At 69.4% G+C, this 24503-nt stretch carries 22 protein-coding genes and 2 pseudogenes; 10 read left to right on the forward strand and 14 right to left on the reverse strand.

The window, feature by feature from the left end:
* Positions 1-8 precede the first annotated feature (8 nt).
* The 5 genes from ACN28G_RS00095 to ACN28G_RS00115 all read right to left on the reverse strand — a co-directional run bounded on the left by ACN28G_RS00095 (position 9) and on the right by ACN28G_RS00115 (position 6259).
* Positions 9-1502: an APC family permease gene (locus tag ACN28G_RS00095; RefSeq protein WP_421478047.1), complete on the reverse strand. Its 1494-nt coding sequence runs from the start codon at positions 1500-1502 to the stop codon at positions 9-11.
* A 56-nt stretch (positions 1503-1558) separates the two neighbouring features.
* Positions 1559-2176 (reverse strand): GOLPH3/VPS74 family protein, encoded by a 618-nt coding sequence (locus tag ACN28G_RS00100; protein ID WP_421478048.1) that lies wholly within the window; start codon positions 2174-2176, stop codon positions 1559-1561.
* Positions 2177-2253: 77 nt separating this feature from the next.
* Positions 2254-2493, reverse strand: coding sequence for a hypothetical protein (locus ACN28G_RS00105; protein WP_421478049.1), 240 nt, complete (start codon positions 2491-2493; stop codon positions 2254-2256).
* Positions 2490-3443 (reverse strand): hypothetical protein, encoded by a 954-nt coding sequence (locus ACN28G_RS00110; protein ID WP_421478050.1) that lies wholly within the window; start codon positions 3441-3443, stop codon positions 2490-2492. Before ACN28G_RS00110 ends, ACN28G_RS00105 begins: the two co-directional genes overlap by 4 nt.
* A gap of 2102 nt (positions 3444-5545) precedes the next feature.
* Positions 5546-6259 carry an HAD family hydrolase gene (locus tag ACN28G_RS00115; protein ID WP_421478051.1) on the reverse strand — a complete coding sequence of 238 codons (714 nt, stop codon included), beginning with the start codon at positions 6257-6259 and terminating at the stop codon, positions 5546-5548.
* 505 nt (positions 6260-6764) lie between these two features.
* Between ACN28G_RS00115 and fxlM the strand changes: the two genes are divergently transcribed.
* The 7 genes from fxlM (at position 6765) to ACN28G_RS00150 (ending at position 14641) form a co-directional block, all read left to right on the forward strand.
* A complete protein-coding gene (fxlM, locus tag ACN28G_RS00120; protein ID WP_421478052.1) occupies positions 6765-7988 on the forward strand; it encodes a methyltransferase, FxLD system in 1224 nt (407 codons plus the stop codon).
* 61 nt (positions 7989-8049) lie between these two features.
* Positions 8050-8208: an FxLD family lanthipeptide gene (locus ACN28G_RS00125; RefSeq protein ID WP_421478053.1), complete on the forward strand. Its 159-nt coding sequence runs from the start codon at positions 8050-8052 to the stop codon at positions 8206-8208.
* Positions 8209-8288: 80 nt separating this feature from the next.
* On the forward strand, positions 8289-11366 hold the full coding sequence (locus tag ACN28G_RS00130; RefSeq protein WP_421478054.1) for a lantibiotic dehydratase: 3078 nt from the start codon (positions 8289-8291) through the stop codon (positions 11364-11366).
* Positions 11363-12577 carry a lanthionine synthetase C family protein gene (locus tag ACN28G_RS00135; RefSeq protein ID WP_421478055.1) on the forward strand — a complete coding sequence of 405 codons (1215 nt, stop codon included), beginning with the start codon at positions 11363-11365 and terminating at the stop codon, positions 12575-12577. Before ACN28G_RS00130 ends, ACN28G_RS00135 begins: the two co-directional genes overlap by 4 nt.
* A 19-nt stretch (positions 12578-12596) precedes the next feature.
* Positions 12597-13553, forward strand: coding sequence for a thiopeptide-type bacteriocin biosynthesis protein (locus tag ACN28G_RS00140; protein ID WP_421478056.1), 957 nt, complete (start codon positions 12597-12599; stop codon positions 13551-13553).
* A gap of 10 nt (positions 13554-13563) precedes the next feature.
* Positions 13564-14169, forward strand: a complete 606-nt coding sequence (locus ACN28G_RS00145) for an AAA family ATPase (RefSeq protein WP_421478057.1) — start codon at positions 13564-13566, stop codon at positions 14167-14169.
* 94 nt (positions 14170-14263) lie between these two features.
* Positions 14264-14641, forward strand: coding sequence for a hypothetical protein (locus ACN28G_RS00150; protein WP_421478058.1), 378 nt, complete (start codon positions 14264-14266; stop codon positions 14639-14641).
* A gap of 57 nt (positions 14642-14698) precedes the next feature.
* Here the strand turns inward: ACN28G_RS00150 and ACN28G_RS00155 are convergent, their stop codons facing one another.
* Together ACN28G_RS00155 and cyaB are read right to left on the reverse strand one after the other, a co-directional pair.
* Positions 14699-15181, reverse strand: a complete 483-nt coding sequence (locus tag ACN28G_RS00155) for an NUDIX domain-containing protein (protein ID WP_421478059.1) — start codon at positions 15179-15181, stop codon at positions 14699-14701.
* Between the two features lie 143 nt (positions 15182-15324).
* Positions 15325-15915 (reverse strand): class IV adenylate cyclase, encoded by a 591-nt coding sequence (gene cyaB, locus ACN28G_RS00160; protein ID WP_421478060.1) that lies wholly within the window; start codon positions 15913-15915, stop codon positions 15325-15327.
* A 156-nt stretch (positions 15916-16071) separates the two neighbouring features.
* Here cyaB and ACN28G_RS00165 point away from each other — a divergent pair.
* Positions 16072-16269: pseudogene (locus tag ACN28G_RS00165) on the forward strand (DUF4291 family protein); the annotation flags it as partial.
* Here ACN28G_RS00165 and ACN28G_RS00170 read toward each other — a convergent pair.
* Entirely contained in the window at positions 16262-17176 is a 915-nt protein-coding gene (locus ACN28G_RS00170; protein ID WP_421478061.1) for an IS5 family transposase, read from the reverse strand. The pseudogene ACN28G_RS00165 and the gene ACN28G_RS00170 overlap by 8 nt on opposite strands.
* 110 nt (positions 17177-17286) lie before the next feature.
* On the opposite strand from ACN28G_RS00170, the pseudogene ACN28G_RS00175 reads away from it, so the two are divergent.
* A pseudogene (locus ACN28G_RS00175) lies at positions 17287-17694 on the forward strand (DUF4291 family protein); the annotation flags it as partial.
* Positions 17695-17937: 243 nt separating this feature from the next.
* Here ACN28G_RS00175 and ACN28G_RS00180 read toward each other — a convergent pair.
* The 6 genes from ACN28G_RS00180 to ACN28G_RS00205 form a co-directional block, all read right to left on the reverse strand.
* On the reverse strand, positions 17938-19398 hold the full coding sequence (locus ACN28G_RS00180) for a tyrosine-type recombinase/integrase (RefSeq protein WP_421478062.1): 1461 nt from the start codon (positions 19396-19398) through the stop codon (positions 17938-17940).
* A gap of 76 nt (positions 19399-19474) precedes the next feature.
* Positions 19475-19783, reverse strand: coding sequence for a helix-turn-helix domain-containing protein (locus tag ACN28G_RS00185; RefSeq protein ID WP_421478063.1), 309 nt, complete (start codon positions 19781-19783; stop codon positions 19475-19477).
* 101 nt (positions 19784-19884) lie between these two features.
* Positions 19885-20385: a hypothetical protein gene (locus ACN28G_RS00190; RefSeq protein WP_421478064.1), complete on the reverse strand. Its 501-nt coding sequence runs from the start codon at positions 20383-20385 to the stop codon at positions 19885-19887.
* Between the two features lie 202 nt (positions 20386-20587).
* Positions 20588-21136, reverse strand: coding sequence for a DNA cytosine methyltransferase (locus tag ACN28G_RS00195; RefSeq protein WP_421478065.1), 549 nt, complete (start codon positions 21134-21136; stop codon positions 20588-20590).
* Positions 21133-22107, reverse strand: a complete 975-nt coding sequence (locus tag ACN28G_RS00200) for a TRM11 family SAM-dependent methyltransferase (RefSeq protein WP_421478066.1) — start codon at positions 22105-22107, stop codon at positions 21133-21135. The genes ACN28G_RS00195 and ACN28G_RS00200 overlap by 4 nt, the downstream gene beginning before the upstream one ends.
* On the reverse strand, positions 22058-22906 hold the full coding sequence (locus tag ACN28G_RS00205; protein ID WP_421478067.1) for a hypothetical protein: 849 nt from the start codon (positions 22904-22906) through the stop codon (positions 22058-22060). Before ACN28G_RS00205 ends, ACN28G_RS00200 begins: the two co-directional genes overlap by 50 nt.
* 658 nt (positions 22907-23564) lie before the next feature.
* Between ACN28G_RS00205 and ACN28G_RS00210 the strand changes: the two genes are divergently transcribed.
* Complete coding sequence (locus ACN28G_RS00210) at positions 23565-24446, forward strand: hypothetical protein (RefSeq protein ID WP_421478068.1); 882 nt, start codon at positions 23565-23567, stop codon at positions 24444-24446.
* The last annotated feature ends 57 nt before the right edge of the window (positions 24447-24503 follow it).

The raw sequence follows: 24503 nt of genomic DNA on the forward strand, positions 1-24503 counted from the left end.
GCAGGTCCTTACACGTGGTGGGGTGCGGTGGTGGGGGTGCGCCAGGCGACGGTCGCGGTGTGCGCGCCGAGTCCGATCGCCTGGTACACGTCCGGGTGGGCCCGTCGCAGGATGAGCGCCCACATGGCGCCGAGTAGAGCGGTGGCGGCGTAGGCGGTGGGGAACATCCATCGCAGCGGGGAGTTCGCTTCGACGCCGAGGAGGGTGTCGAACTCGACCAGGGTGGCAGCGAGAATGCCCGTGAGGGCGAGGGTGGCGAGCACGGGTGCGACCGTGCTGCGCCAGCGTCCTTCGCCGTGCGGGGTGTGGTGGAAGAAGCCGACCACGGCGGCGGAGGTGACGGTCATGAGGATGAGGACGCCGAGTCCGCCGGTGACGGTGATCCAGAAGAACAGGTGCACGATCGGATCCGCCCCCACCACCGCATACCCCACCAACACCGCCACGGCGACAGCGCTCTGCAGGAGCGAGCCGATCTTTGGGGCGCCGGTGCGGCGGCTGGTGCGTCCCAGCACGGCGGGTAGGACGTGTTCGCGGCCGAGGGCGAACAGGTACCGGGCCACGGTGTGGTGGAAGCTGAGGAGTGCGGCGAAGAGGCTGGTGACGAACAGGACCTGCGCGAGGGTGATCACGGTGGTCGGGAGATACGGGCCGGTCAGGTCGAAGATCAGCTCCGTGCCCGAGGCACGGGCGGCTTGCACGATGTGTTCGGGGCCGGTGGCCACCGACATCGCCCACGCCGACCCGGCGTAGAGCACGCCGGTCAACGCGACGGCGATGAAGGTGGCTCGGGCGATGGTGCGTCGGGGGTCGCGGGTCTCTTCGGCGAAGACGGTGGTGGCTTCGAAGCCGACGAATCCGGTGATCGCGGTGACCAACGCCGCCCCGATACCCGCACTCACCACCAGCCCGGGGTGCAGCGTGCCCAGGCCGATACCGCCGGAGGCGGGCCGGCTGAGCATGACCGCGTCGAAGACCACCACCACAGCGCACTCAGCCACCAGCATGACCGCGAGGATCCGCCCGTTGAGGTCGATGCGCAGCAGCCCGAGGACCGCCACCACCGCCCACGCCGCCAGGGCGCACAGCCACCAGGTGATGCTCCAGCCGTAGCGGGTGTGGAGGAAGTCGGCGAGTACGGCGCCGAAGCCGCCGTACAGGCCGATCTGCATCGCGTTGTACGCCACCACCGCCACGGCGGCTGCGGCGACGCCGGCTGGGCGGCCGAGACCGTGACGGACGTAGGTGTAGAACGCGCCGGCGTTCACGACGTGCCTGCTCATCGCCACGTAGCCGACGGCGAACAGGCCGAGGACGGCGGCGACCAGAAGGTACGCGATCGGGATACCGGTCACGCCCGTGACCGCGTAGCCGGTGGTCGCACCACCGGCGACGACGGTCAGCGGGGCGGCGGCGGCCATCACGAAGAACACCACATGCGCGACGCCGAGACGGCCACGCGCCAACGTCACCGACACCGCACCAGGCACAGAACGAGACATGCAGAATCACCTTTCGCGGAAGAAGAGCAGATAAGGAGCGGGGAGCGTGGGGTGGTTCAGGTGCGGTGGGACAGGACGGCGTTGCCGACAGCGGCGGCGAGGTCACCGAACAACTCACGCACCGGCGGCTGCACCCCATCGACGGCCTCCCGCAGATACAGACGGGCGGACAACGGCGCACCGTCGAGCAGGCTGGAGCCCAGTTGGGTGTGCAGGACCAGGCCGGCCAGGACCCGGTCGGAGTCACCGAGAGTCCGACGACCGCGGATCCGCTGTGACAGACGCGCCCCGGGCCACGCGGCGTCGTTGATGTCCACGGGCCGATAGACGGTGCGCTGCCGCCACAGACGGCCCACCTGCTGCGGGACCAGGAGGCCGGCGTGCCACATGCGCCGCGCCACCTGCGCGTAGGCGGTATCGGCGATGTAGGCCAGCCACGTCCGGGTCGGACACTCGGGCTCCGCTGCAAGCCGGTCCAGGATCAGGTGTTGGAGGGGGTCCGCCGGCGGATGGACGTCGCGGACCCGCACGCGGCCGTCGGCGAACGTGACCCGGCCATTCAGGTGCAACTCGGCCAGCAACGCGGCGGCCAGGCCGTAGCCGAGGGCGGAGCCGAACAACCGCTGATGCCCGTAGTCGTCGTGGGCGACGAAGAAGAACTCGTCCGCCAACATCGGCGGCCCCACAGCCGAGGCTGGGGTACGTCTCGACGATAGATAGCGGGGATCATGCCGCCCGACCTCAGGACGTGTCACCACGACCGACCTTCCTCACTCGAACACGGATGCGTACCGGAAAGCGGGATGCGCGCCTGGGCCAACAACGGCCGGCCGCCGGGATGCTGCGACAGTTCCTCGACCGCCCACCGCAGCTGCTCACAGCCTTCGGGCCGGCAGTGGAGGCAGCCGCCGGTATTCCTGTGCGCTTGTAGCGTCAGGCGGGCGGCGTCGAACCGATCCACCGGACCCGCCGCCTCATCCAGACGGGTCACCGGCCGACGACAGCGCCGACCTCACCGGAGGACGACAGAGCGGTGGGGTCGATGTCGACCACCACCGGCAGGTGATCAGACGCCGACCGGGTCACCTCGTCATCCACCACCCGGAAACCACCCACCGCCGGCAGCAGTGAGGCGGTGGCGTGGATCGTGTCGATCCGCCGCCGCACACCCCGCACCGCGAACGGCGACGACGGCCAATGCCCTGTTGTCGCCTTCCACGGACCGCCCGTCACCGCGGCGACGTCGCGTAGACCGCCGGCTTCCCACACCTCCGCCGGCCGCCGGTCCGCACGGTGACTCGTCCCCGGATGGGTGACCTCCCGACACTGGTGCACCAACTCCGGAAACCACGGCTGACCGGTGTACGGGTCACGGTCGTAGTAGTCCCCACCCACCCGGGCCGCTCCGATCGAGTTGAAGTCGGACCCCACCACGGCGGCGAGGCTCGGACCGGTGACGGCGGCCAGGGCCATCTCCGCCTGATCGATCCGCCGATGCCGACCGAACGCCGGCGCGTGATACGACGCGAACAGGATCGGACGACCCTGGACCTGGAACGCCAACCGGACCAGGGACCCGAACCCGACGCCCCGCCAGCCGTGACGGTGGTCGACGGCCGGACCGAACGTCCGGAACGTTTCCGGCAACGGCACGAGCCCCTCACGCCACAGCAGGGCCACGTGCACCGTGTTGTCACCCACGCCGACCGCCGGCACGTCCCGACCATCCACGCTGCCGACCGTGGCGGTCAGGCCGGTCCGCGCGGCCAGCTCCGCTACCACCACACCGACGTGCCCCGGCGAACCCTTCACCTCCTGCACCGCGATGACATCCGGATCGATCGCCCGGATCGTCTGGACCACCCGACGCTGCCGCTCAGCCTCCCGCCCACCCGCCGGATACGACGTCCAGTCGAGAAGGTTGTAAGTGGCAAAACGCATTGGCGTCTCCAGTAGGTGGTCGGGGTGCCGATGAGGCAGATGGCCCCACAGCTCGGTCACCAAACAATCACTCATAGGCCGGATCTTGGGGAATCCCGACCTGCGGTCCGACCTGCCTTGCCTGATCCGGGCGCGTTATTGGGATCTTGATCCGACCAAGGAATCGTTTAGGTCGGTGACTGTGCCACTTTGAACAGGTCGGACCGCAGGTCGGTATTCCGAACCTGACTTCCCTACGGTTAACTACCAGCGAATCGTGAACCGATGGAGGCGGCTGGTGACTGGCCCGAGCCCGCTTGTCCGACGCCGGTGGCTCGGCCAGGCGATCAAGGCCGCCGCCGGTGACGGCTCAGCTGCCGGGTGGTGGACCGACGACGCCGCTCGCATGGGACAGCGCCAGGCCCACTACGCCGACTCGAACGCGGCACCCGGTCGATCAGGGAGTACGCCCCGTCGCTCGTGCCGGGACTACTCCAGACCGCCGTTCGTCGTCTCTGTCCTAGCGAATCCACCGATCCCCGGGGGGTCCAGAATCTCGGTCATCAGGTCCAGCAGTTGGCAATACCACCGATTCGTGAAGCGACGTACACATCGCAGGACCCGAACTTGGAAGTGTGGAATGCCAATCAACGCCGATGTTTCGCCACGGGAGGCGACTGTGGCAGATGGTTTTGTTCGACAGCTCCTGATGTAGAATCCGTCGAAACTGAGCCCCACAGCATTATGAAATAATTGGAGGGTCGGTGGCCCGTCATCCTGAGACAGAGGCGAATCAGCAGCCCAACGAACTACTCATCAAGGCTCGCGCCCGCCTTGAGTCGCCCTATCACGCAGGGCGCCTGATGTCTCGCGCCGAGATGGCTGACGCCGTCAACGCTGAGCTCGACAAGTTGTACCCAGACCGCAACCTCGGTAGTTTCTACGTGGATTCGCGCTGGATCGGGAAACTGGAACGTGGGGAACACCGCTGGGCAAGTAGCGAGCGCCGAGCAGCTTTGCGGCGAGTCACTGGTGTGTCCAGCGATCATGATTTGGGCTTGCAGAAGCCCCGCCCATCGGAACGGGGCAAAGTAGCTCAGATTGTCAGGAAACAGTACTCGCTTCCTCGGGCTCCATCAACCAACCGCCCACCGGAGATGCCATCTCTAGAATCTCCCACCGGCGGGAACAAAGTCGCAACACTTGGCGACGGCGAGTGGAGCAGCTTCGCGCGTGTCACTGACATGTTGGCTCAACAGCGACAAGCGGTGGCACCTGACGTTCTTCTGAGCCTGGTGGAGGCTCACCGAGACAGCATCTCCACTTTGTTTAGAAAGGCTTTTTCGGATCCCTTGCGAGCTGATATAGGATCGATGCTTGGCGAAGCGTCAATTGTTGCCAGCCGGCTGTGGAGCGCACAAGGGAATCACAGTATGGCGCTTGCTCACTGCACCTACGCGAGGCAGTTGGCCGATCGACTAGGAGATGCCAGACTGAGTGCTACCGCCCGAATTTTCGAAAGCAACCTCCGCTCGGGTGCTGCCACGCTGGTCCAAGCGGACGGAGATGTCATGATTGGCCTCCGGCTGCTCCACGAGGCTGAGTCAGCATCCGATCACCTTAGTCCTGCAGCGCGAGCGAGGATCGCTGCGGAACAGGCTCAAGCCTACGCCTCTCTCCGCATGGCGAAGGAAACTCAACTAGCGCTGGAGCGCGCAGGTCGGGCAGCGGCTGAGATTACCGTGCTGGACCGCGCGGGACTGTACAGCGACTGGAACTCTTCTCGCTTGCGCGTGTACGAAGGAACCTGTCACATCCTGCTCGGTTCCCCGACTACGGCCGTCCATGTTCTTCAGGGCGCGTTGGTCGAGATGGCAAACGATCATGAAAACACGAACGTCATGCTCGCTGCACGGGTGGACCTGTCCAGGGCACATGCACTCGCGGGGCAGCTCGAAGAATCCTGCGCAGTGCTCGCTGATTCTTACGGGCAGTTGGTGGAGGTCGGCAACCTTCGTGGTATCTCTCGCGCACGACGAGCGAGGCAGGATCTGGTGCAATGGGATTCCGAGCGTCCGGTTCGAGAGCTAGACGCCAGCATGAGGTCGCATCACTCCGCTCGCTCATCTCTCCATCAAGGATTTGACAGCAGAAGTTAACAGCTCCGGCTGAAGTCCATCGAGAATCACGTCTGGATCATGTTTCGAAAGTTCCTCCCGGCTGGCGCGGTGCGTCACCACCGCAACCCAAAAGCCAGCATGCCTGGCACAAGCGATGTCGTTGGGAGCATCACCGATAACCACCGTTCTATGCGAGACGAGTGGCTGTCCATAGGCTTCCACAAAGCGTCGGGCCACCACACCGGGGAGCTTGAGTCGGTCACGATCATCGGAACCGAAACCACCGATTTCGAGATCCAATCTGGACGCCAGGCCGAGAGTTTCTAGCTTGATTTCCGCAGCGCGCCGAAGGTTGCCCGTCAATACAGTCTGCACGAAGCCCTGTCGCTGAAGATCGGCGATACTCTGGACCGCTCCTTCGTAGGGCGACTGCACCTGTCGGAGTTCGCCGCGCCCCTCGGTGAGAACCTCGACAAGGGCCTCGCCGAATTGCGGAACCCTACGTTCGGCTTCTGCAGCCGACACGCCCGAGGCAATCGCAGCGTCGACGGCTATCGACTCATCGGTGTAGCCGTGAACCTTCTTGTGAGGAAAGGACACTTCCGCCTCGTCGAGCCCGTAAGTCCTGGCGATCGCGCGACGCAACCAGCGGAGGTCGGCCGGGATCAGGGTGCCATCTACGTCCCAAATGACAAGGCCAGCTTCTGGAGATTCCACCACGCCATGGTGTCACACACGACTCGCGCCGATCATCGCCGCGAGTGATCGCGTCAGCGGATCCCCTGATCGCCACGGCGTGGAGACAAGCGAGGCAGGAGCAGAACCAGTTGGCGTGCACCTCGGGCTGACTTTCCGCAGCGCTTGGCCAACGTCGAAGGCTCCTGGTGGCAAGCATGCTCACCCTCGTCGTCTCGGTCCGGCGTTCCGACCGCCAGTGCCGAGACGGTACGCGAGGTCGGACCGCAGGTCGGGCTTCCCTCGATGACGGTCACGGGTGATCGTGGTGGTGCCACCTGGTGATGGTCACTTGCCGTCGTCTCCGAGCGTCTGCCGCGGGTGCCTGCTGGCAGGGCCAGGTGCCGCGTTCGATGCGGGGTGGTCGTTCGACGGGCAGGAAGGATGCTGTCCGATGCTCCAGGACACCCGGCTACCCGGACCCTGGGGCGACAGTGGGCCGTTCATTTTGGGAGACATGGGGGTGCGCGTAGTGACGACTCCGGATGTGACTGTCAGCAGCGACCGGGAGGCCGGTGGTCTTCGTGCCGCGTTGGTGGACAAGCTGGTCGCGGAGGGGATCATCCGCACCGGGTCGGTGGAGGCTGCTCTGCGCGTCGTGCCCCGGCACCTCTTTGCCCCCGAGGCCACGCTGGAGCAGGCGTACGCGGACGACACGGTGATCACGAAGTACGACGCGCAGGGGCTGGCCACCAGTTCGGTGTCCGCGCCGCAGATCATCGCGATGATGCTGGAGCTGCTCGACGTCCGCCCGGGTCATCGGGTGCTGGAGATCGGTTCCGGCGGCTACAACGCCGCGCTGCTCAGCGAGCTGGTCGGTGACTCGGGGCAGGTCACGACGATCGACATCGACTCCGACGTGGTGGCGCGAGCCGAGCGGTTCCTGCCCGACGCCGGTTATCCTGCGGTGCGTGTGCGCCGGGCCGACGGCGAGTACGGGGTGCCGGAGGGTGCACCGTACGACCGGATCATCGTGACCGTCGGCGCGCCGGACATCGCCCCGGCCTGGGTGGCGCAGCTGGCGGTCGACGGCCGGCTCGTCGTACCGCTGCGATTGCGTAACCTAACGCGTGCGGTGGCCTTCGACCGCGTCGACCAGCGGCTCGTCGGGGCAGGCTACGGGGTCTGTGGTTTCGTCTACCTGCAGGGTGCCGGTGAGAACCGCGAGCAGCTCGTCCTGCTCGCCGGCCGCGAGGTCGGCCTCCGGTTCGACGGCCCCACCCCCACCCCCACTCCTGTTGACGTCGACGGCTTGCGGGAGGCCCTGCGGCAGCCCGCAGTCCAGGTGTGGTCCGGGGTGACCGTCGGCGAACAGGAACCGTTCGACGACCTCGACCTGTACCAGATGACGGTGACGCCCGGCTTCTGCATGCTCGCCGCCGAACGGTCGGCATTCGACCATGGCCTGGTCAACGCATCGTGGCGGGTCCCCAGCCCTGCGGTCGTCGACGGCGACACCTTCGCCTACCGGATGCGACCCCGACCACTGGACGACAGCGGTACCCGCTACGAGTTGGGCGTCCGCGCCCACGGCCGCTACGCCGAACGCCTCGCCCACGAGTTCGCGGACCAGATCCGGGACTGGGACCGGGAACGCCGAGGCCAACACGCGCACATCGAGGTGTACCCGGCGGGCACACCGGATCAGCAGCTGCCCGGCGGGCTTGTCATCGACAAGGCCCGTACCCGGGTCATCGTCTCCTGGCCCTGACGATCGGGCCCGGTCAGGACCAGGCCATGAAGGCACCACCCATCCGAGAAGGGATTCCACGATGACACTCGACCAGCTCGCCCCTCCCGGTCTCGACGATGACGACCTCGACCTGGACGTCACCATCGTCGCCTCTGCCGCCGTCGTGCCGGGGTTGATGCGCTCCACCGACGACAACTGCGGCTCCACCTGCGCCAGCGCCTGCACCAGCTGCAAGTAGCCGTCACCGCCAGCCCCGACACCCGACACACCGCGCGGGTCGTCGGGGCTGGCGGCCCCTTCGCCCCTCCCGGTGAGCCGATGTACCAGCACCTTGACGCCGCCCTCCTACGAGCAGCCGTCCTCCCGACCGACTCGATCTGCCAGTGGCCCGACCTGGACGGGGGCAGTCCGGAGCAGTTGTGCGCGTGGCGGTTCTGGCTGGAAACCGTCTGGACTCCGCAGGTCGCGGCTGCCGTACACCTCGCCAGCCCTGTCCTTGCCGCCAGGATCACTGCCTTCCGCGACGGCGCCCCCACCGAGGTACGGCAGGCGCGGGGCGCGATGGAGTCCCTGGTTCGGTACCTGTTGCGCATGACGATGCGGGCGACCCCGTTCGGACTGTTCGCCGGCATCGCCCCCGTCGAGGTGGGCGGACCGGCGGTCAAGGTCTGCCGGCACGGGCGCACTGAGGCAGTCGCCCGCCCGGACGCGGGCTGGTTGGCAGCCGTGGTGGCGTGGCTCGAAGATGTCCCCACGGTGCAGGACCGCCTGACGGTCGTCACCAACAACCTGTGTTTCGTGCGCGGCGACCGGCTGGTGGTGCCCTGCCAGCCGCACCGGGACGACGCCCCGGCAGAGGTGTCGGTGCGGCACACCTCCGCCGTCGCGGCCACGGTCCAACTCGCCGCACAGGGATGCCGGTTCGTGGACCTTCTCGCCACGCTGACCGTGGACCGCCCCGACCGTGCCACCGCGCTACGCGCCATGGTCGTGGCGTTGCTGCGTCGTGGCGTGCTGACCAGTGACGTGCGGGTGCCGTTGACCGTGGCGGATCCGCTCGGGCACCTCCTGACGCTGCTGCGGCGCTTGGGCGCCGAGAGCATCCCCGAGGTGACACCCGTGGTCGGCGCCCTCCGCGAGCTGCATGCGGACCTTCACCGACACCGCAGGGCACCGGACGCGAGTAGCCGCAGCACCGTCGGCCAGGTCGCGGTCACCAGGATGGCCGCTCTCACTGATGTCGACGTCGCGCGGCTGGCGGTGGACCTGCGCCTGGACTGTTCGGTGACGGTGCCGGATATGGTCACGCGTCGAGCCGAGGCCGCTGCGGGGCTCCTCACCCGCCTTGACCCCATGCCGCTCGGCGAGCCCGCATGGCGCGATTTCCACGGCCGGTTCCTGGAACGGTACGGGCCCGGCGCGGTCATCGCCGTGCGTGAGCTGGTCAGCGATGCCGGCCTCGGTTACCCCGCCGGTTACCGGGGCACCCGCTACGAGCCTCCCCCGTCCACGCTGACTGACCGTGACCACCGACTGCTGGCGATGGCCCAGACCGCAGCGATGACCGGCGACGTCGAGGTCATTCTCGACGAGACGACGGTCACCGGCCTGGAGGTCTCTGACCCGGGCGCTGTTCGGATTGCGCCGCACACCGAGCTGGGCTTCCAGGTCCACGCCCGAAGCCGGGACGCGGTCGACACCGGCGACTTCGACCTGGTCGTCACTGCGGCGTTCCGCGCCGCTGGCGTGACCGCCGGACGATTCCTGCACCTGCTCAAACCGGCCGAACGTGACCGCTTCGTCGACGCCCTGCGAGGCCTGCCGACGCTCGACGACGACGGTGAGCTGGTGCAGCTGTCCTGCCCGCCCGTGCTGCCGCGCGCCCAGAACCTGGCCAGCGCGCCAGCGGTGCTGGCCCGGCAGATGGCGCTCGGGGAACCCCCCTCACCCCGCCCACACGACATCAGTGTCGAAGATCTGGCGGTGACCGCCGACACGACCCGCTTCCAGCTTCTCTCGCGGAGCACCGGACGGCCCGTAGAGGTCACCGTGTTGAACGCGGTGGAGTTCAACAACGCCACCCACCCGTTGGCCCGGCTGCTGTGCGAGATCAGCCGCAGCCGTGCGGCATCCTGCCGCCCCTTCTCCTGGGGTGCGGCGGCGAAGCTGCCATTCGTGCCCCGGCTCCGGTACGGCCGCATCGTGCTGTCTCTCGCCCGCTGGCACCTCACCCCCACCGACGTGCCCACCAGGAACATCCCGTGGTTCCGGTGGGACGACACCTTCGCCGTGTGGTCCCGGAAGGTGCGCCTACCGGCGGCGGTCTACGTCGGCGGCGACGACCAGCGGCTACACCTTGACCTGAGCGAGCCCACCCACCGACGGTTGCTCCGAGCTCACCTGGAGCGGCACGGCCATGCGACCCTTCGGGAGGCACCCGATCCGGCCGAGGCGTTCGGCTGGCTCAACGGCCACGCCCACGAGATCATCGTGCCGATGGCGTCCACCACCCCGCCGACCCCGGCCGTGTCGCGGGCTCGGACAGCGCAGACACAGGTCGTCGACCGGGACCACGGTGAACTGCCCGGCCACGCCACCTGGCTACACGCCAAGCTCTACGGACATCCCGACCGACAACCCGAGATCCTGACCCGTCACCTCGCCCCGCTGCTCGCCCGCTGGCCCGTCCCACCCGAGTGGTGGTACCTGCGCTACCGGGACCCCGAACCGCACCTGCGGTTACGGATCCGGCTACCCCACACCGACGCGTACGGGACAGCCGCCGCCCGAGTCGGCAGGTGGGCCACCACCCTGCGCCACGACGGACTGATCAGCCACCTCATCCTCGACAGCTACCAGCCCGAGACCGGCCGATACGGCAGCGGCCCCGCCCTGGCCGCCGCCGAGCGGACCTTCGCCGCCGACTCCACAGCCGCCGTGGCCGAGTTGGCCGCCCACCGGCACGTAACGATCGACGCCCTCAGCGCGGCCAGCCTGACCGACCTCGCGGCCGGCTGGACCGGCAGCATCGATGAGGGCATGCGCTGGCTCGTCGACAACGTCGCCGTACCCTCGCGCGTACCCCTGCCACGCGACACACGCCGGGAAACCGTCCGCCTCGCCGACCCCGCCGACGACTGGGCGGCGCTGCGGGGGGCGCCGGCCGGACCAGACATCTGGCACGCCTGGTCGACCCGGCGGGCAGCCCTCACGGCCTACCGCGCGCACCTGAGCACCAGCGCCGATGTCGACCCGGACCAGGTGCTGGCGTCCCTGCTGCACCTGCACCACATCCGGGTGTCCGGTATCGACCGCGACACCGAGCAGACCGTGCACCGCCTCGCTCGCGCCGCCGCCCTGGCCTGGACGGCCCGAACCAGAAGGACCCCGCGATGACCCCTGCCGCCCACCCACCGGTCACGTTGTCCACCCTGCTGACCGATCCGTTGTCCCACCCACCCGCCGTCGAGCCGGCGCCGGGTTGGAACCAGTCCCTGGCAAAGGGCGCCGTCGGTATCGCGCTTCTCCACAACGAGCGGGCCCACGCCGGCTTGGCCGACTGGGCCACCGCCCGGGCCTGGCTTAGCACGGCCGTCCGCAGCGGCCTGTCGGCCGGACCGGAAGCTGGTCTGTTCTTCGGTGCCCCGGCGGTCGCGTTCGCTCTCCACACGGCCACCGCCAGCGAACCCGGCCGCTACCAGCGGGCCCAGTCCACCGTCAACGACGCGGTCGCCGTGCTAGCCCGCGACCGACTCCACCGGGCACACGTCCGCATCGACCGCCGACAGCCGCCCGCCACCACCGAGTTCGACCTCATCTCCGGCCTGACCGGAATCGGTGCCCTCCTGCTGCAACAGGACCCGCACGGCGCACTGATCCGGAACATCCTGGAGTACCTCGTCCGACTCACCGAACCCCTTCCACCACAGGGCCTGCCCGGCTGGTGGACCCACCTCGACCCGAGCAACCAGGTCACCCCCGACTTCCCCGACGGCCACGGCAACCTCGGCATGGCCCACGGCATCACCGGTCCACTCGCTCTGCTCAGCCTGGCGAACCGCGCCGGGGCGCTCGTCGACGGACAGGCCACCGCCATCCGACGCATCTGCACGTTCCTCACCGCGTGGCGGCAACCGGCCGACGACGGACCCTGGTGGCCGCAATGGCTCACCCTCGACCACACCGGCCAGCCCCACACCACCCAACAGGGCCCCGGCCGCCCCTCATGGTGCTACGGCACACCCGGCATCGCCCGAGCCCTCCAACTGGCCGGCATCGCCCTCCATGACGCCAGCCTCCTCACCGGCGCCGAGGAAGCCATGGCCGCCTGCCTCACACCTCGCAGCCGACTCGCCCTCATCGACAACAGCATCTGCCACGGCAACGCCGGACTCCTCCAGGTCGCCAGCCGCTTCGCCCACGACGCCCCCGACTCCACCGTCGCCGACCACCTGCCGAAACTGGCCGAACCACTCCTCACCGACCACCTCGCTCCCGAGCCCACCGGTCTACTCGAAGGCAGCGCAGGCGGGGCGCTCGCCCTGCACACCGCCGCTGGCCAAACCGCCCCCGTTACCAACTGGGACGCCTGCCTGCTGATCGCATAAGAGGCGAAAGGAACCGGCCATGCACCTCGCCCCCGGCACCTGGCGGCAGCTCAACCTCCGGCTCAGCCAAGACCCCGCAGCGGAAGCGGTGGTAGCTGCCGAGTTGGGTCAGCAACTCCGCCAAGCCGAGACCGCCGGCACGACCGCCGCCTGGTTCTTCATCCGCAAGCAGGGCTGGTGGCGTCTGCGCTACCAACCCGGCCCCGGCGTATCCGACGACGAAGCGACCACCGCCATCACCGCGCCCTTGACGGACCTGAGAAACCGAGGCAGCGTACGGGAGTGGGTGCAGGCCATCTACGAACCCGAGGTACCCGCGTTCGGCGGAACCGACGGCATGCGGATTGCACACCAACTCTTCCACCACGACAGCCGATCCGCTCTCGCCTACCAGCAGGAAACCGCCGCCGGCCAGCCCGACCACCGGCGCGAACTCTCGCTGCTGCTGACCACCGCACTCCTGCGCGCCGCGGGTCAGGAGTGGACCGAACAGGGCGACGTGTGGGCCCGGGTCCTGGCCACCCGTCCCCTCCACGGGCCACCCACCACCCGACCGGCCGCGCTCCACACCGCCGTCGCCCGCCTCCTCGCCGTCGACACCTCCCCAGACACGCCGCTACTCACCTCCGGGCCACTGGCCCGCGTCGCTCACTGGATGGCAGGCTTCCGCACAGCCGGCACCGACCTCGGCGCACTCGCCCACACGGGTCGCCTGACTCGCGGACTACGCGCCGTCTTGGCCTACCACGTGCTCTTCGCGTGGAACCGCATCGGCCTTCGATACCAAGACCAGCACACCCTGGCGGCCACCGCCCGAGGCGTCATTCTCGACGACGAACTTGACCAACAGATTGCTGATACGCACGGCAACTGTATCAATACCCGTCTGGGCAGTGGCTATTCCGGCGGCGGCGCTGATTTCGATGATGATGAGCTTGTCGATGTGAGGTTCCCCCTCGCCGAGGGCCCCAGATGAGAGGACCAGCATGGGCCTGTCCAGCGCCATCACACCAACGTTGGTGATCATCCGGGGTAACTCGGGCAGCGGGAAGACCACCACCGCCCGCGAGGTACGCCGCCGCTATGGCCGGGGCGCCGCCCTCCTCGAACAGGACTACCTGCGCCGGATCATCCTGCGGGAACACGACAGCACCCACATCGACCCGGTCGCCCCCACCTTCATCACCACGACCGCCCGCACCGCCCTCGACCTCGGCTACCACGTCATCCTCGAAGGCATCCTGCACACCGAACGCTACGCACCCGCCCTCCACCACCCCATCGACCACCACCCGGGCCCCACCGCCGTCTACTACCTCGACGTCTCCTACGACGAAACCCTCCGCCGACACGCCACCCGCGACGAACCCATCCCCGTCACCCCCGACCAGATGCGCCACTGGTACACCCACCTCGACCTACTCGGCACCCCCGACGAGATCACCATCCCCGAACACCACACCCTCGACCAGACCGTCACCACGATCCTGCACACCAGCGGCCTCACCACCACCCCCGCCCACGCACCCTGCCCACGACGCTGCCCGCACTGCACCACCACCGACCATGCGGACAGCACCCCCACACCGTGAGACCAACTACCGGCCCCGTCCGTGCGGCCTGCACCCGGCCGGGCCTACGGGACGGGCACCACCCCGCTGCCCACTCACCGCCGGCACGCCCGAAATGCAGCCCACCGGCCACTCCAGGCCGCAAGACGCCGAGATCACCGCCGGCCTACTGGCCGCGCTCACCACCAGCCGCTTGGCGGCCGATGCCCACCCGCACGCCGAATTCGCCGCACGGGTCGGCAAGGCGGCCGGCGTCGATGTCGCCGTGCGCGCAGTGGCAGACCTCGCGCCGCTGATCGGCGCGACCGGGTTTCAGCGGGCGCACCCAGTCGCCAAGGCCCGCGCGGACCTAGCCGGGCTACCGTACGCCGATGGCATCCACGACAGCCTCTACCGCTCCGGTGGCGTCACCCTCCTGGCCGATCCGGTCGCCCGCGTCGCGCAAAGCCGACCGGGCATCGCGGCTGCCGACCGCCACGACCAGGCGGCCTGAAACAGTCAGGCGGCGCGCTCCCTCCACCCGCCGAAGAAGCGCGCCGCCAACTACACGTCAGTGCGTGTAGAAGCCGTCCTCCAAGTCGAACATCGTGCCCTCAGCCTTGGCCCGCAGCGCAGCGACGACCCGGCGTGCCAGAAGTTCCGACATCCGCTCTCGGATCTGCTCCTCGGAGCACCACGCCCACCTGCTCAGCTCGTCCGGCGGCAGATGGATGTCGGCCGTACCCACCTCATCGAGGACGCCGCCATCATAGACGAACATCATGCCCTCGGTGCGGCCCGACCGCGGCGGCACCCAGTCGGTAACCAGCAGTCGGTCGGGCACGATCGACTTGCCCAACTCCTCCTTCACCTCCCGGACCGCAGCCTGCCGAGGGGACTCGTCCGCCTCGACACATCCGCCAACGATCTCCCAGTAGTCCTTATAGACGGGCTCGACCAGCAGAGCCTTCCCAGCAGCGTCGGTGAACAGGACTGCCGAGCCCATACGCTTGCGTGGAAGCGTTGCCGTGTAGTCGCCGGATGGTGTGCTCACCTCCGCAGGTTACCCGCGACAGCGACCCCGGCATGGCACCTTGAGCGGTCTCGGACGGCTGACGATTCGCCGACAGCTGTCGCAGGAAGTCGCATGCTTTCCGTAACAGCCAGCCTTCGGTGGTGGAGCCGGCGCCCTCTTGTCTACACCCCGGCCTGGGCCGTCCTGATCAGTGAGTCGTAGGTGTCGGTGGTGCGTTCCAGGGACACGCCCAGCGTGGCGGCGAACCGGTCGAGTTCGGCCTGAACCCGCTCGCCGCGCTCGCCGTCGGCGACGATCTGCTCGATCTCCAGGAACGCTCCGAGGTCGTCCACCTCGTCGAGGCACAACGACATCGGTCCGGCCGCAGCGGTGCGGCGGGTCTTGCGGATGCGTACGGTCGGGTAGAAGCCCAGCTGCCGGAGCGCGGCGTCCATCTGCTGCCGGTCGGCCACCTCGGTCTCGTGTTCGACACACGACAGTTCGTTGGCCACCGGCGTCTTCACCGTCAGCAGGTGCCGTCCTCGCTCGGTACGCAGCCGGGCGAACGGCACTCCGATCTTCGACTGGCCGTACTCCCAGCCGAGGCGGGCGTATGCCTGATCGTCCTGCACGACTGGCGCCGACAGAACCACACCAGATGCCACGAGAGCCGCCTCCACCGCGGTGAGGTCACCGACCCGGTACTTGACCTCCACCTCGTGCGCGGCCGGACCGCTCGTGGCTGCCGTCGTGAGTGCGTCGATACCCGTCACGTCGTCGCACACTACGCCCTAGATCCACCAGCCGAGCGTCACCACGCCCACCACCGCGCACGACGTAGCCGTGCCCGCCCGCCAGCCCGCCCCGGACCCGCGGGAGACGCGCAATCTGACTGGATCGGTCCGGTGTTGGTCGGTGAGGATCGGGTGGTGTCTGTTCCCGTGCGTCAGATCCGTGCCCGCTACTCGGCCGACTCCATCACCGTCTACCAGGCGTACCCGCCGCAGATCGCGGTGCCGGCGGTGGCGGCAGGGCGGTTCGTGGCCCCGTTCAAGCGGGAGCGGATGACCTGGATCAAGCCGTCGTTCCTGTGGATGATGTACCGCTGCGGCTGGGCCACTAGGCCGTGTTTCGTAGTGCGCGGAGCCATTGGTTGATGGCGGCGATGGTGAGGGTGGCTTCGTAGCGCACGGCGAGTTTGTCGTATCTGGTGGCCATGGCGCGGTGGTGTTTGAGCTGGTTGATGCCGCACTCCACGGCGTGACGCAGGCGGTAGACCTCGGGGTCGAAGGCGGGTGGGCGTCCGCCTTTGGATCCTTTGGCCTTGCGGTGGGCGTCCTGGTCGGCCTTGCTCGGGATGCACGCTCGGATGCTCCGGGATCGTAGGTGGGCTCGGTTGGCTTTGGACGTGTACGCCTTGTCGGCCAGCACCATGTCGGGGCGGGTCCGGGGCCGGCCGCCACCGGCGCGGGGGACACGTAGTTTGGCCAGTACGGGGATGAACTGTGGGCTGTCGCCGTGTTGTCCGGCGGTCACCACCATGGCCATCAGTTTGCGGCCCTGCTCGCAGGCCAGATGGGTCTTGGTGGTCCAGCCGCCCCTTGACCGGCCGAGGCCGTGATCTGCCGGCTCGGTCTGTACACCACCGGGTGGCTCCTTCTGCGCCTGCCCGTCACGGCGGGCTCCGGCGGCGTGCTGGTGGGCGCGGCTGATGGTCGAGTCCACGCTCACCGTCCAGCCGATCAACCCCGCCGCGTCCGCCATGGCCTGCAACGAGGTGAGGATCTGCGCCCAGACGCCGTCGCGCTGCCAGCGCCGGAACCACCGGTACAAGGTCTGCCACGGCGGGTAGGACGCGGGCACGTCCCGCCATGGTGATCCGGTCCGGACCCGCCACCGGATCCCGTCGATGATCACTCTCATGGTCCATCTGCGCGGCCGAGCATGACCCGTTCCCGCAGGCAGCAACGGCTCGAGGACCGCCCACTGCACGTCGGTCAGGTCATGTCGCCTCGCTGCCGCTACGCTCGGCACGAGGTCTCCGGTGTGAAGTTCCAGCTTGGTCGCTGAACCAACTACCGGAGACCTCTCCCATTAGCGACCACCGCCACGCCCCAACAACGCCGCCCTACGAAACACGGCCTAAGCCCGGCCAGGAACACGTCCTGGCCGTGGAGATCACCCGGGAAGGCTTCGAGTGGGCACTGAACCACGCCTGCCTGAGCCACTACGACCCGCGCCTGCACGACGACCGGACAACCTGGTCCCGACAGCTGAAGACCAGCCCGGTACGGGTGCAGTGGGACCCGGAACGGTCCCTGCGCCTGGGCGCGTTGCCGTACCGGTCACTGCAGGTCGGCCTGGCCGGTGAGGCCGTCGCCCGGTACGTCGACGACTGGACCATCACCGTCACCGACATCACCCCCACCGTCCACCGGATCCGACACCTGCTGAACCACGGCGAAACCTCGGCAGCGGCGGCGCTCCTTCCCACCGAGGACGTCTACCCGCTCCCGACGCCGATCGCCGCCGGCATCGGCGCCACCCCGGACCCGGCCACGCCGACATCCTGCGCGAACAACACGGCGCGATCATCGGCCTGACCCGCGCCAGCACCAACATCCCCGACGGCTACGACTGGCCGGCATACGTCACCAAGCTGACGACGCTGGCCGACCAGTTCGGGAATCCACCAGCAGGCTGTAGGCCCGCGTGCCGATCGCTCGGGCAGGTGTCGTCGGTGGGGGACTGGTGACCTCGCCCCGGCCGCGGGGGCTGGGGCGAGGTCGTGTTGGTCAGGCGGTGGGTCGGCGGCGGTTTCTGATCATTGCGGCGACGGCGTCGGCGGCTTCGTGGCGCATGGCTTTGCTGACGCTCTGGTAGGTGTCGCGGGTGAGGGTGGTGGTGGAGTGGCCGAGTTGTTCGGAGAGGACCTTGATGTCGACGCCGGCGTGGAGGGCGAAGGTGGCGGCGCTGTGGCGTAGGTCGTGGAGGCGGATGGGTGGTAGTCCGGTCTTGTGGATGAGGCGGCGGAAGCGTTGGGTGACTCCGGTGGGGTGCCAGGGTCGTCCGTCGGGGCGGACGAAGAACAGTCCGGTGTCGGGCCAGGTGGGTCCGGCGGCGAGTCGCCATTGGGCGCGGCGGGCCTTGTAGGTGGCGAGGACTTTGACGGTGTCGTCGTCGAGGGCGATGTCGCGGGTGCCGGCTCTGCTTTTCGGTGGTTTCTGGACGAGGGTGTAGCCGTGGGTGGCGATCTGGTTGTTGATGGTGGTTTCCCGGCGGTCGAGGCGTACCTCGCTGTCGCGTAGGCCGCAGGCCTCGCCGCGGCGGGGGCCGCGGTAGGCCATGTAGTGCCACAGGGGGTGCAGGTCGGGGTCGAGGGTGGCGGCGTGGTCGAGGAAGTCGGCGACCTGGGTGTCGGTCCACACCATGATTGGTCCGGGGACCTCGCCGGTGGTGCGCCAGTGGCGGACGCGTTCGTCTTCCCAGACGATGGGTAGGGGTCGGGTGCCGGGGACCTTGACCAGGGCGGCGGGGTTGGAACCGACGATGAGTTCGTCGGCGAGGGCGTCGTTGATGGCCTTGCGGAGGCAGGCGCGGATGCGTTGGCGGGTGCTGGCGCCGGTGGTGCGGATGCCGCGTACGGCCCAGCGGGCGGTGGGGTCGGGGCTGGTGCGGGCGGCGAGGATTTCGGCGTTGCGGCGTTCGATGGCGGTGAACATCTGCCGGACGTGGCTGGTGCGGAGTTTGTCGAGGGGTACCTCACCCAGGTGGGGGATGAGGTGGACGCGGGTGATGGATTCGTAGCCGCGTCGGGTGTTGGTGTCGACCTTGAGGTGGGTGAGCCAGTCGGTGAGGTACTCGGCGACGGTGGCGGCCTCGGCGAGGGGGCCGTCGCCGCGTAGCCGTTGGCGGAGCCGGTCGACGTCGGGTAGGGGCCGTCTGGCGCGTACGACGTCCTGGAGGACGTCGGCGAGTTCGGTGCGGCGGCGTCGGTCGCCGCGGGTGAGGGCCAGCAGGGCGCGGGCGTGGTCGAGTTCGTCGGCGGCGGCCCGTCGGGTGGGCAGGCCGGCGCGGCGCAGGATACGGCGGTGGCCTTCGGCGGTGCGGGGGAGTTCGATCTGGTAGGCCCAGCCGCCGTGGTCGGAGCTCCAGGCGCCGTTGGTGCGGCGGAGTTTCGGGCAGTCGTTGCCGTAGGGCTTGTGGGTCAGCGGGTGGCGGCAGCCGCAGCGTTTGAAGATGCTTCCGTCGGGCATCGCGGGTGGTGCTCCTTCGTCGGGGTGGGGTGCGTCGGTTTCGTCGATCACATCCACGCGTGACGCGTGGATGTGATCAAGTCGCCGGTGGGTGACCGTCCGGGGCGGTGGTCGGGGGTGCGGGTTCGAGGAGGTGCAGGGCGGCCAGCAGTGGCGCGGTGGGGATGCGGTACTGGGCGCCGACGCGCAGGTGCGGCACGGGGAAGGCGTCGCGGCGGATCAGTTTGTACGCGGCGCTGCGGGAGATGCCGAGCATGGCCGCCGCGGTGGCCAGGTCGGTGCTGGTCCCCAGGGCGCGGACCTGCTCGGCGGTCCACGCCTGCGTGGCGTCGGGTTCGGTGGTCGCGGGTGTCGGTGTGCGGCGGGTACGTCCGGTGGATCGCATGGGTCGGTCTCCTCGACAAGGGTTGCGGGCGTCAGTGGCGGGGTGGGGGCCGGTGCCACGGGGTGGACGCCGGCCCCCACCAGTGGGATCGGAGGGGAAATTCAGTCGCGACCGGGCGTGGCCTGCCGGTGTGCGCAGAGCAGGAGCCGCAGGGCGGCCACCGCCTGGTGGGGCACGACACCGTTGCCGAGGACCCGCAGCGCGGCGGTGCGCGGCACCCCGAGCCTCGGGTCGGTGACGTGTCCCTGGCCGAGGCCCATCAGCCACTCCACGAACGGTGGCGCCAGGACCGGCCGGCCGTGCCGGCCCGGCTGGGTCGGCTCCGGTACGGGCCGGCCCAGCAGCACCTCCCACCGGGCGACGGCGCTGGCGTAGACACCCCACCGGTCGGTGTCGGGCCGACCCGACTCGACGACGGCCGTATGCGGGTTCGCCCCGCCGTCGCCGTGGCGGACGGCCCCGCGCGCGTCGGACGCCCGTGGAGTAGTGGGCAGGCCCGGTGTCCGCACCGCCGCGGAGGGCAGGGTGAGGTCACCGCGTGAGCCCCGTTGCCCGGGACTGCCCTTCGTGCCGTCGGTGGCCTTCGGGGTGGGTAGCAACACCTGTGACAGCGGCGGCCGGAACCCGGCACCGGCCCGCCGCCCCGCAGTGCCGGTGTCACTGGCCCTCGGGGTGGGCAGCAACCGGGTCGGCCCCGCCGCGAACCGCCCCTGAGCGTCGGCTTCTGCGGGCGCCCGGACATGGACTGAACCGCCGGGCTCGATCAGGTCGGGTAGACCGTGCTGGTGGCCGGGGCCTTTGCCGTCACGGGCACACGGTGTCGGAAGCGTCCGTACCTCCTTCCCCCGGGCGGTTGGGTGTGGCCAGCAGGAACAATCGGTCGCGTCGGTGGGCGGCACCGACGTCGGACGCGCGTAGGCATAGCCAGCTCGTGTCGTACCCGATCGTGGCCAGGTCGGCGTGGACGACGTCGAACCCCCGCCGCCGGAGCGCGGCGACGTTCTCCACGAACACGACCGGGGGTCGAAGGACCCGAACGGCGTCGGCGACACTTGTCCACAGGCCGCTGTGGACACCGTGGATACCGGCGCGTCTGCCGGCATCGGAGATGTCCTGGCAGGGGAAACCGGCCGTGAGGACGTCGACGGGCTCGACCCGGGTCCAGTCAACGGTGCGGATGTCACCGAGGTTCGCCACGCCTGGCCAGTGGCGGGCCAGGACGGCGCAGGCGTGCCGGTCGGTTTCGGCGTACCAGGCGAGCCGGCCGCCGAGCACCAGCTCGACGGCCATGTCGAGCCCGCCATAGCCGGTGCACAGCGACCCGACCCGGGGCGCGGCGGGCAGTCCAGTCACCCCACCCCCCGACCCGGACCCGACCCCTCGGGTTCGCCGGAACCCACGGGAATCGGGGGCTTGCCGAGGACCAGGACGTCCTCGTGGACGATCAGATGCATCGGCACACCGCTGGCCCTGGCCTTACGGACCTGCTGCAGCTGGAAGAACGACGGCCGGGCGACCAGCCGCCCGTCGCGCACGGCGGCGAGGGAGGCCACGCACCGTTCCAGGGGTACGAGGCCGGCGGCGGTGCCGGCGGCCAGGACCGCCGAGGGCAGATCGACCAGGTCACCGCGTTTACGCCACGGCCGGGCGGTCACCACGACCACCCCACCCGGACGCAGCAGGGTGTGACAGCCGCGCAGGATGTCGGTGAACCCGTCGACCAGGCCGTCCAGGGACGACCGGTAGGCAAGGTTGCCCTTGTCGTCGCCGTACCGGTTGTCGGACTTGGCCACCCCGTCGATGCCGGGGCGGGCGAGGCCGTGCACGGTCGGCCCGTACGGCGGTGAGGTCACCACCAGGGCCACCCGCTCGGCCAGAACCGCCGGCACCAGCGCGGCCAGACGGGTCGCGTCGCCCCGGATCACCGAGCCACGTCCGCTGGCACCCTGCCGGTGGGCGTGGGCGATGTTCAGGTCGGCGATGTCGGACCAGCGGGACTCGTACTCCACCCCGAGGCCGTCCCGGCCGGCGTGGATGGCCTCCACGACGGTGGTGCCGATCCCACACATCGGGTCGAACACCAGATCCCCGGGGCGGGTGTAGGCGTGCACCGCGTGGGCGGCGATCGCCGGGAGCATCCGAGCGGGGTGCCTCACGGACTGCGGCACGTACCGGCCACGCCGCTGCACCGGCCCGGTCGACTGGGCCGTCGCCCACACCGACAGACCCTGCGGCCACCCCGCCGGCGAGCCGGCGGGCTGATTCCTCCGAGCATCAGCCACGCTGCTCACCACCCCTGCGGGTGAACACGAGCAGGTCGGCATGGACCCTGAGATGGAGCAGGAACTCGTCCGCTCCGGTGGCCCTGGCCAGCGACAACAACTCCTCGTCGGTGGCGTGGTAGGTGAACCGGTCCCCGTCGGTCTCCGCAGCGACCGCGACGATGTGCTGCAGGTAACCGAGCCCCACACCGGCGGCGGCGTCGACCACCGGCGTGAAGTCCTCCGGCGTAGCGACCGCACCGGCCGGAACCCCAACCACCAGCACCAGACACCCACCCGGACGCAGCAACCGGGTGCACGCGGCCAGCAGGCGCCCCAGCCGGGCACGGTTGGCCGCCCCGTCGGCGTCGAGGGGCCAGGTCGCCACCACCAGACTGGTACGACCCTCCGGATCACCGCCGTCACCCGACCACACGGACGGGGCGTCGTCGGGGAGCGGATCGGGATCGGTCAGGTCGTCGCCGAACCAGTCCCGCACATCATGCGGACCATCGTCACCGCCGCCGTCGTGTCCGGCCGGCCGCTCGGGCGTGCGCCGGCCAATGACCAACGCCGAGGCCGTGGTGAACCACGCCGGATGATGACCACGCCCACCTCGCAGGCAGGCCGAGTCCAGGACATGGCCGTCGGTCAGGTCGACGACCGTGTCACCCGGCCGGCTGTACGCGGCCACCAGCCGGTACGCCAACCGACCGGACACGGCCGCATGCTGGTCACCGCCACTGCGGGCGGTACGCCAGACGGTGATCGGCACCGGCGGATCGCCGGGAACCAGATCCATCGAAGGAACAGGGGACGTGCCGCCCCGAGGGGCAGGCCGCGACGAGGAGTGCTCGCTCATGTGATGTCGGCTCCACGCCGCGCCGTGATGCGCTGACATCCCCCCAACCGGCGATTGTCAGACCAGGCGAACATCCGACGATCTGACAACGACACCGGCCCGTCTGACAGCCGACTCACGCGGTGATGTCACCGCCCGCCGCAGGTCTGTCAGCGGCGGATGTCCACCTGTCCGGACGTCGACCCGACGTCCGACATCCGTTGGACACGCTCCGGTGGCGGTGACCGGCGCCTGCGGACACGGCACGGCGACCAACCGACGATGTCGGCACGCTCCGGACAGCCGAGGCGACGGACACTCCCGCCGCGTCTCACCGCGTCAGGGGGAGAGGCCACGATGGACACGCTCGGCCTGACAGACGTACGGAGCGGATCTGTCAGTACCGTCCGGATCTGACAACAGCCGCCAGGCCATCGACCTCGACCACGATCGGAATCGTCGAGGTCACCAGGGTGGCAGATCGCGTCTGTCACCGGCTGACAGCGCAGCTCAACGACCGTTTGACAGAGGAACGACCGGACCACCGGGCGAGGCCACCGCCGGGCCCCGGGGCTCCGTTGTGAGAGGCGTGTCAGACCGACGTGTCCTACTGCCGGCGTACCCGAACCCGCTGGTCGCCCGGCGATCCGCGCCCCTTCACGTCATCTGGAGTCCTGACATGTCGATGTCCGACATCCCGACCTCGCCCACCTCGCACCTACTCGCCGCGGACGCGGCGTTCGTCGCCCTGACCACCGGGCCGGCACCGCTCTGCCTCGACTGCGACACCCTGCCCGACGACACCAACGCCGGCCCCGACCGGCCGTCCGGCCTCGTGGCCCTGCCGGTACTGCGCCACTGGCTGCTGACCCACCCCACCGCCTACACGACCCGGGACGCCGTATGGCGGGACGTCGTCCTCCGCGCCCGACTCCACGGCAAGGAATGGACCATCGCCGCGGTCGGCATGGCCATGCCCGCCCTGGTACGTCTCGCCAGACACCTGTCCACCGGCTACCGGGGCGACCCCGCCGACATCGACAACGAGATCCTCACCGGATTCCTCGAAGCCCTCCGCGACCACACCGACCTGACCCGCCCAGCCGTGTACGCCTCCCTCACCAAAGCCGCCTGGCGGGCGGGACGACAGCTACGACTGGCCGACGACCAGGCGGTACCGGTCGAGGAACTCGACCATGTCACGGCCGGACCACGCACGCCGAGAACGCCCTACGGACACCCCGACCTGCTGGTCCGCCGCGCCGGCTCACTGGGAATCATCGCCGACACCGATGTCGAACCATGGATCGACGTACGACTGGGCCGCCGCTCACCGGAACCCATCGCCGCCCGCCTCGGCATCACCGTCGACGCACTACGGATGCGCCTCACCCGCGCTGACGCCCTCCTCGCCGACGCAATCACCCACGGCCACCTCTCCTGGGCCGCCACCCCGGACATGCACAACACCAAAACGGCCAAGCGTCGCGCAGGCATCCGCGCGGCCAAGGCCGCCACCCGCGCCGCGAGCCCGCGCTACAGCGTCGCCACGGCTGCGTGATCAGCGGTGGTGGCGGCGAGTGAAGATCTGACTGGTCGTTGACGCGGCGGAGACCGG

Source organism: Micromonospora sp. WMMA1923 (assembly GCF_049179195.1).
Taxonomy (GTDB): Bacteria; Actinomycetota; Actinomycetes; order Mycobacteriales; family Micromonosporaceae; genus Micromonospora; species Micromonospora yangpuensis.

What these genes read in the sequence shown, in the direction of transcription:
- ACN28G_RS00140 (WP_421478056.1), top strand. Translation starts at nt 12,597, where the DNA reads ATGCACCTCGCCCCCGGCACCTGGCGGCAGCTCAACCTCCGGCTCAGC.
- ACN28G_RS00150 (WP_421478058.1), top strand. Translation starts at nt 14,264, where the DNA reads ATGCAGCCCACCGGCCACTCCAGGCCGCAAGACGCCGAGATCACCGCC.
- ACN28G_RS00210 (WP_421478068.1), top strand. Translation starts at nt 23,565, where the DNA reads ATGTCGATGTCCGACATCCCGACCTCGCCCACCTCGCACCTACTCGCC.
- ACN28G_RS00135 (WP_421478055.1), top strand. Translation starts at nt 11,363, where the DNA reads ATGACCCCTGCCGCCCACCCACCGGTCACGTTGTCCACCCTGCTGACC.
- ACN28G_RS00205 (WP_421478067.1), bottom strand. Translation starts at nt 22,906, where the DNA reads ATGAGCGAGCACTCCTCGTCGCGGCCTGCCCCTCGGGGCGGCACGTCC.
- ACN28G_RS00145 (WP_421478057.1), top strand. Translation starts at nt 13,564, where the DNA reads ATGGGCCTGTCCAGCGCCATCACACCAACGTTGGTGATCATCCGGGGT.
- ACN28G_RS00125 (WP_421478053.1), top strand. Translation starts at nt 8,050, where the DNA reads ATGACACTCGACCAGCTCGCCCCTCCCGGTCTCGACGATGACGACCTC.
- ACN28G_RS00185 (WP_421478063.1), bottom strand. Translation starts at nt 19,783, where the DNA reads ATGCGATCCACCGGACGTACCCGCCGCACACCGACACCCGCGACCACC.
- ACN28G_RS00180 (WP_421478062.1), bottom strand. Translation starts at nt 19,398, where the DNA reads ATGCCCGACGGAAGCATCTTCAAACGCTGCGGCTGCCGCCACCCGCTG.
- ACN28G_RS00095 (WP_421478047.1), bottom strand. Translation starts at nt 1,502, where the DNA reads ATGTCTCGTTCTGTGCCTGGTGCGGTGTCGGTGACGTTGGCGCGTGGC.
- ACN28G_RS00110 (WP_421478050.1), bottom strand. Translation starts at nt 3,443, where the DNA reads ATGCGTTTTGCCACTTACAACCTTCTCGACTGGACGTCGTATCCGGCG.
- ACN28G_RS00200 (WP_421478066.1), bottom strand. Translation starts at nt 22,107, where the DNA reads ATGCCGACCTGCTCGTGTTCACCCGCAGGGGTGGTGAGCAGCGTGGCT.
- ACN28G_RS00100 (WP_421478048.1), bottom strand. Translation starts at nt 2,176, where the DNA reads ATGTTGGCGGACGAGTTCTTCTTCGTCGCCCACGACGACTACGGGCAT.
- ACN28G_RS00130 (WP_421478054.1), top strand. Translation starts at nt 8,289, where the DNA reads ATGTACCAGCACCTTGACGCCGCCCTCCTACGAGCAGCCGTCCTCCCG.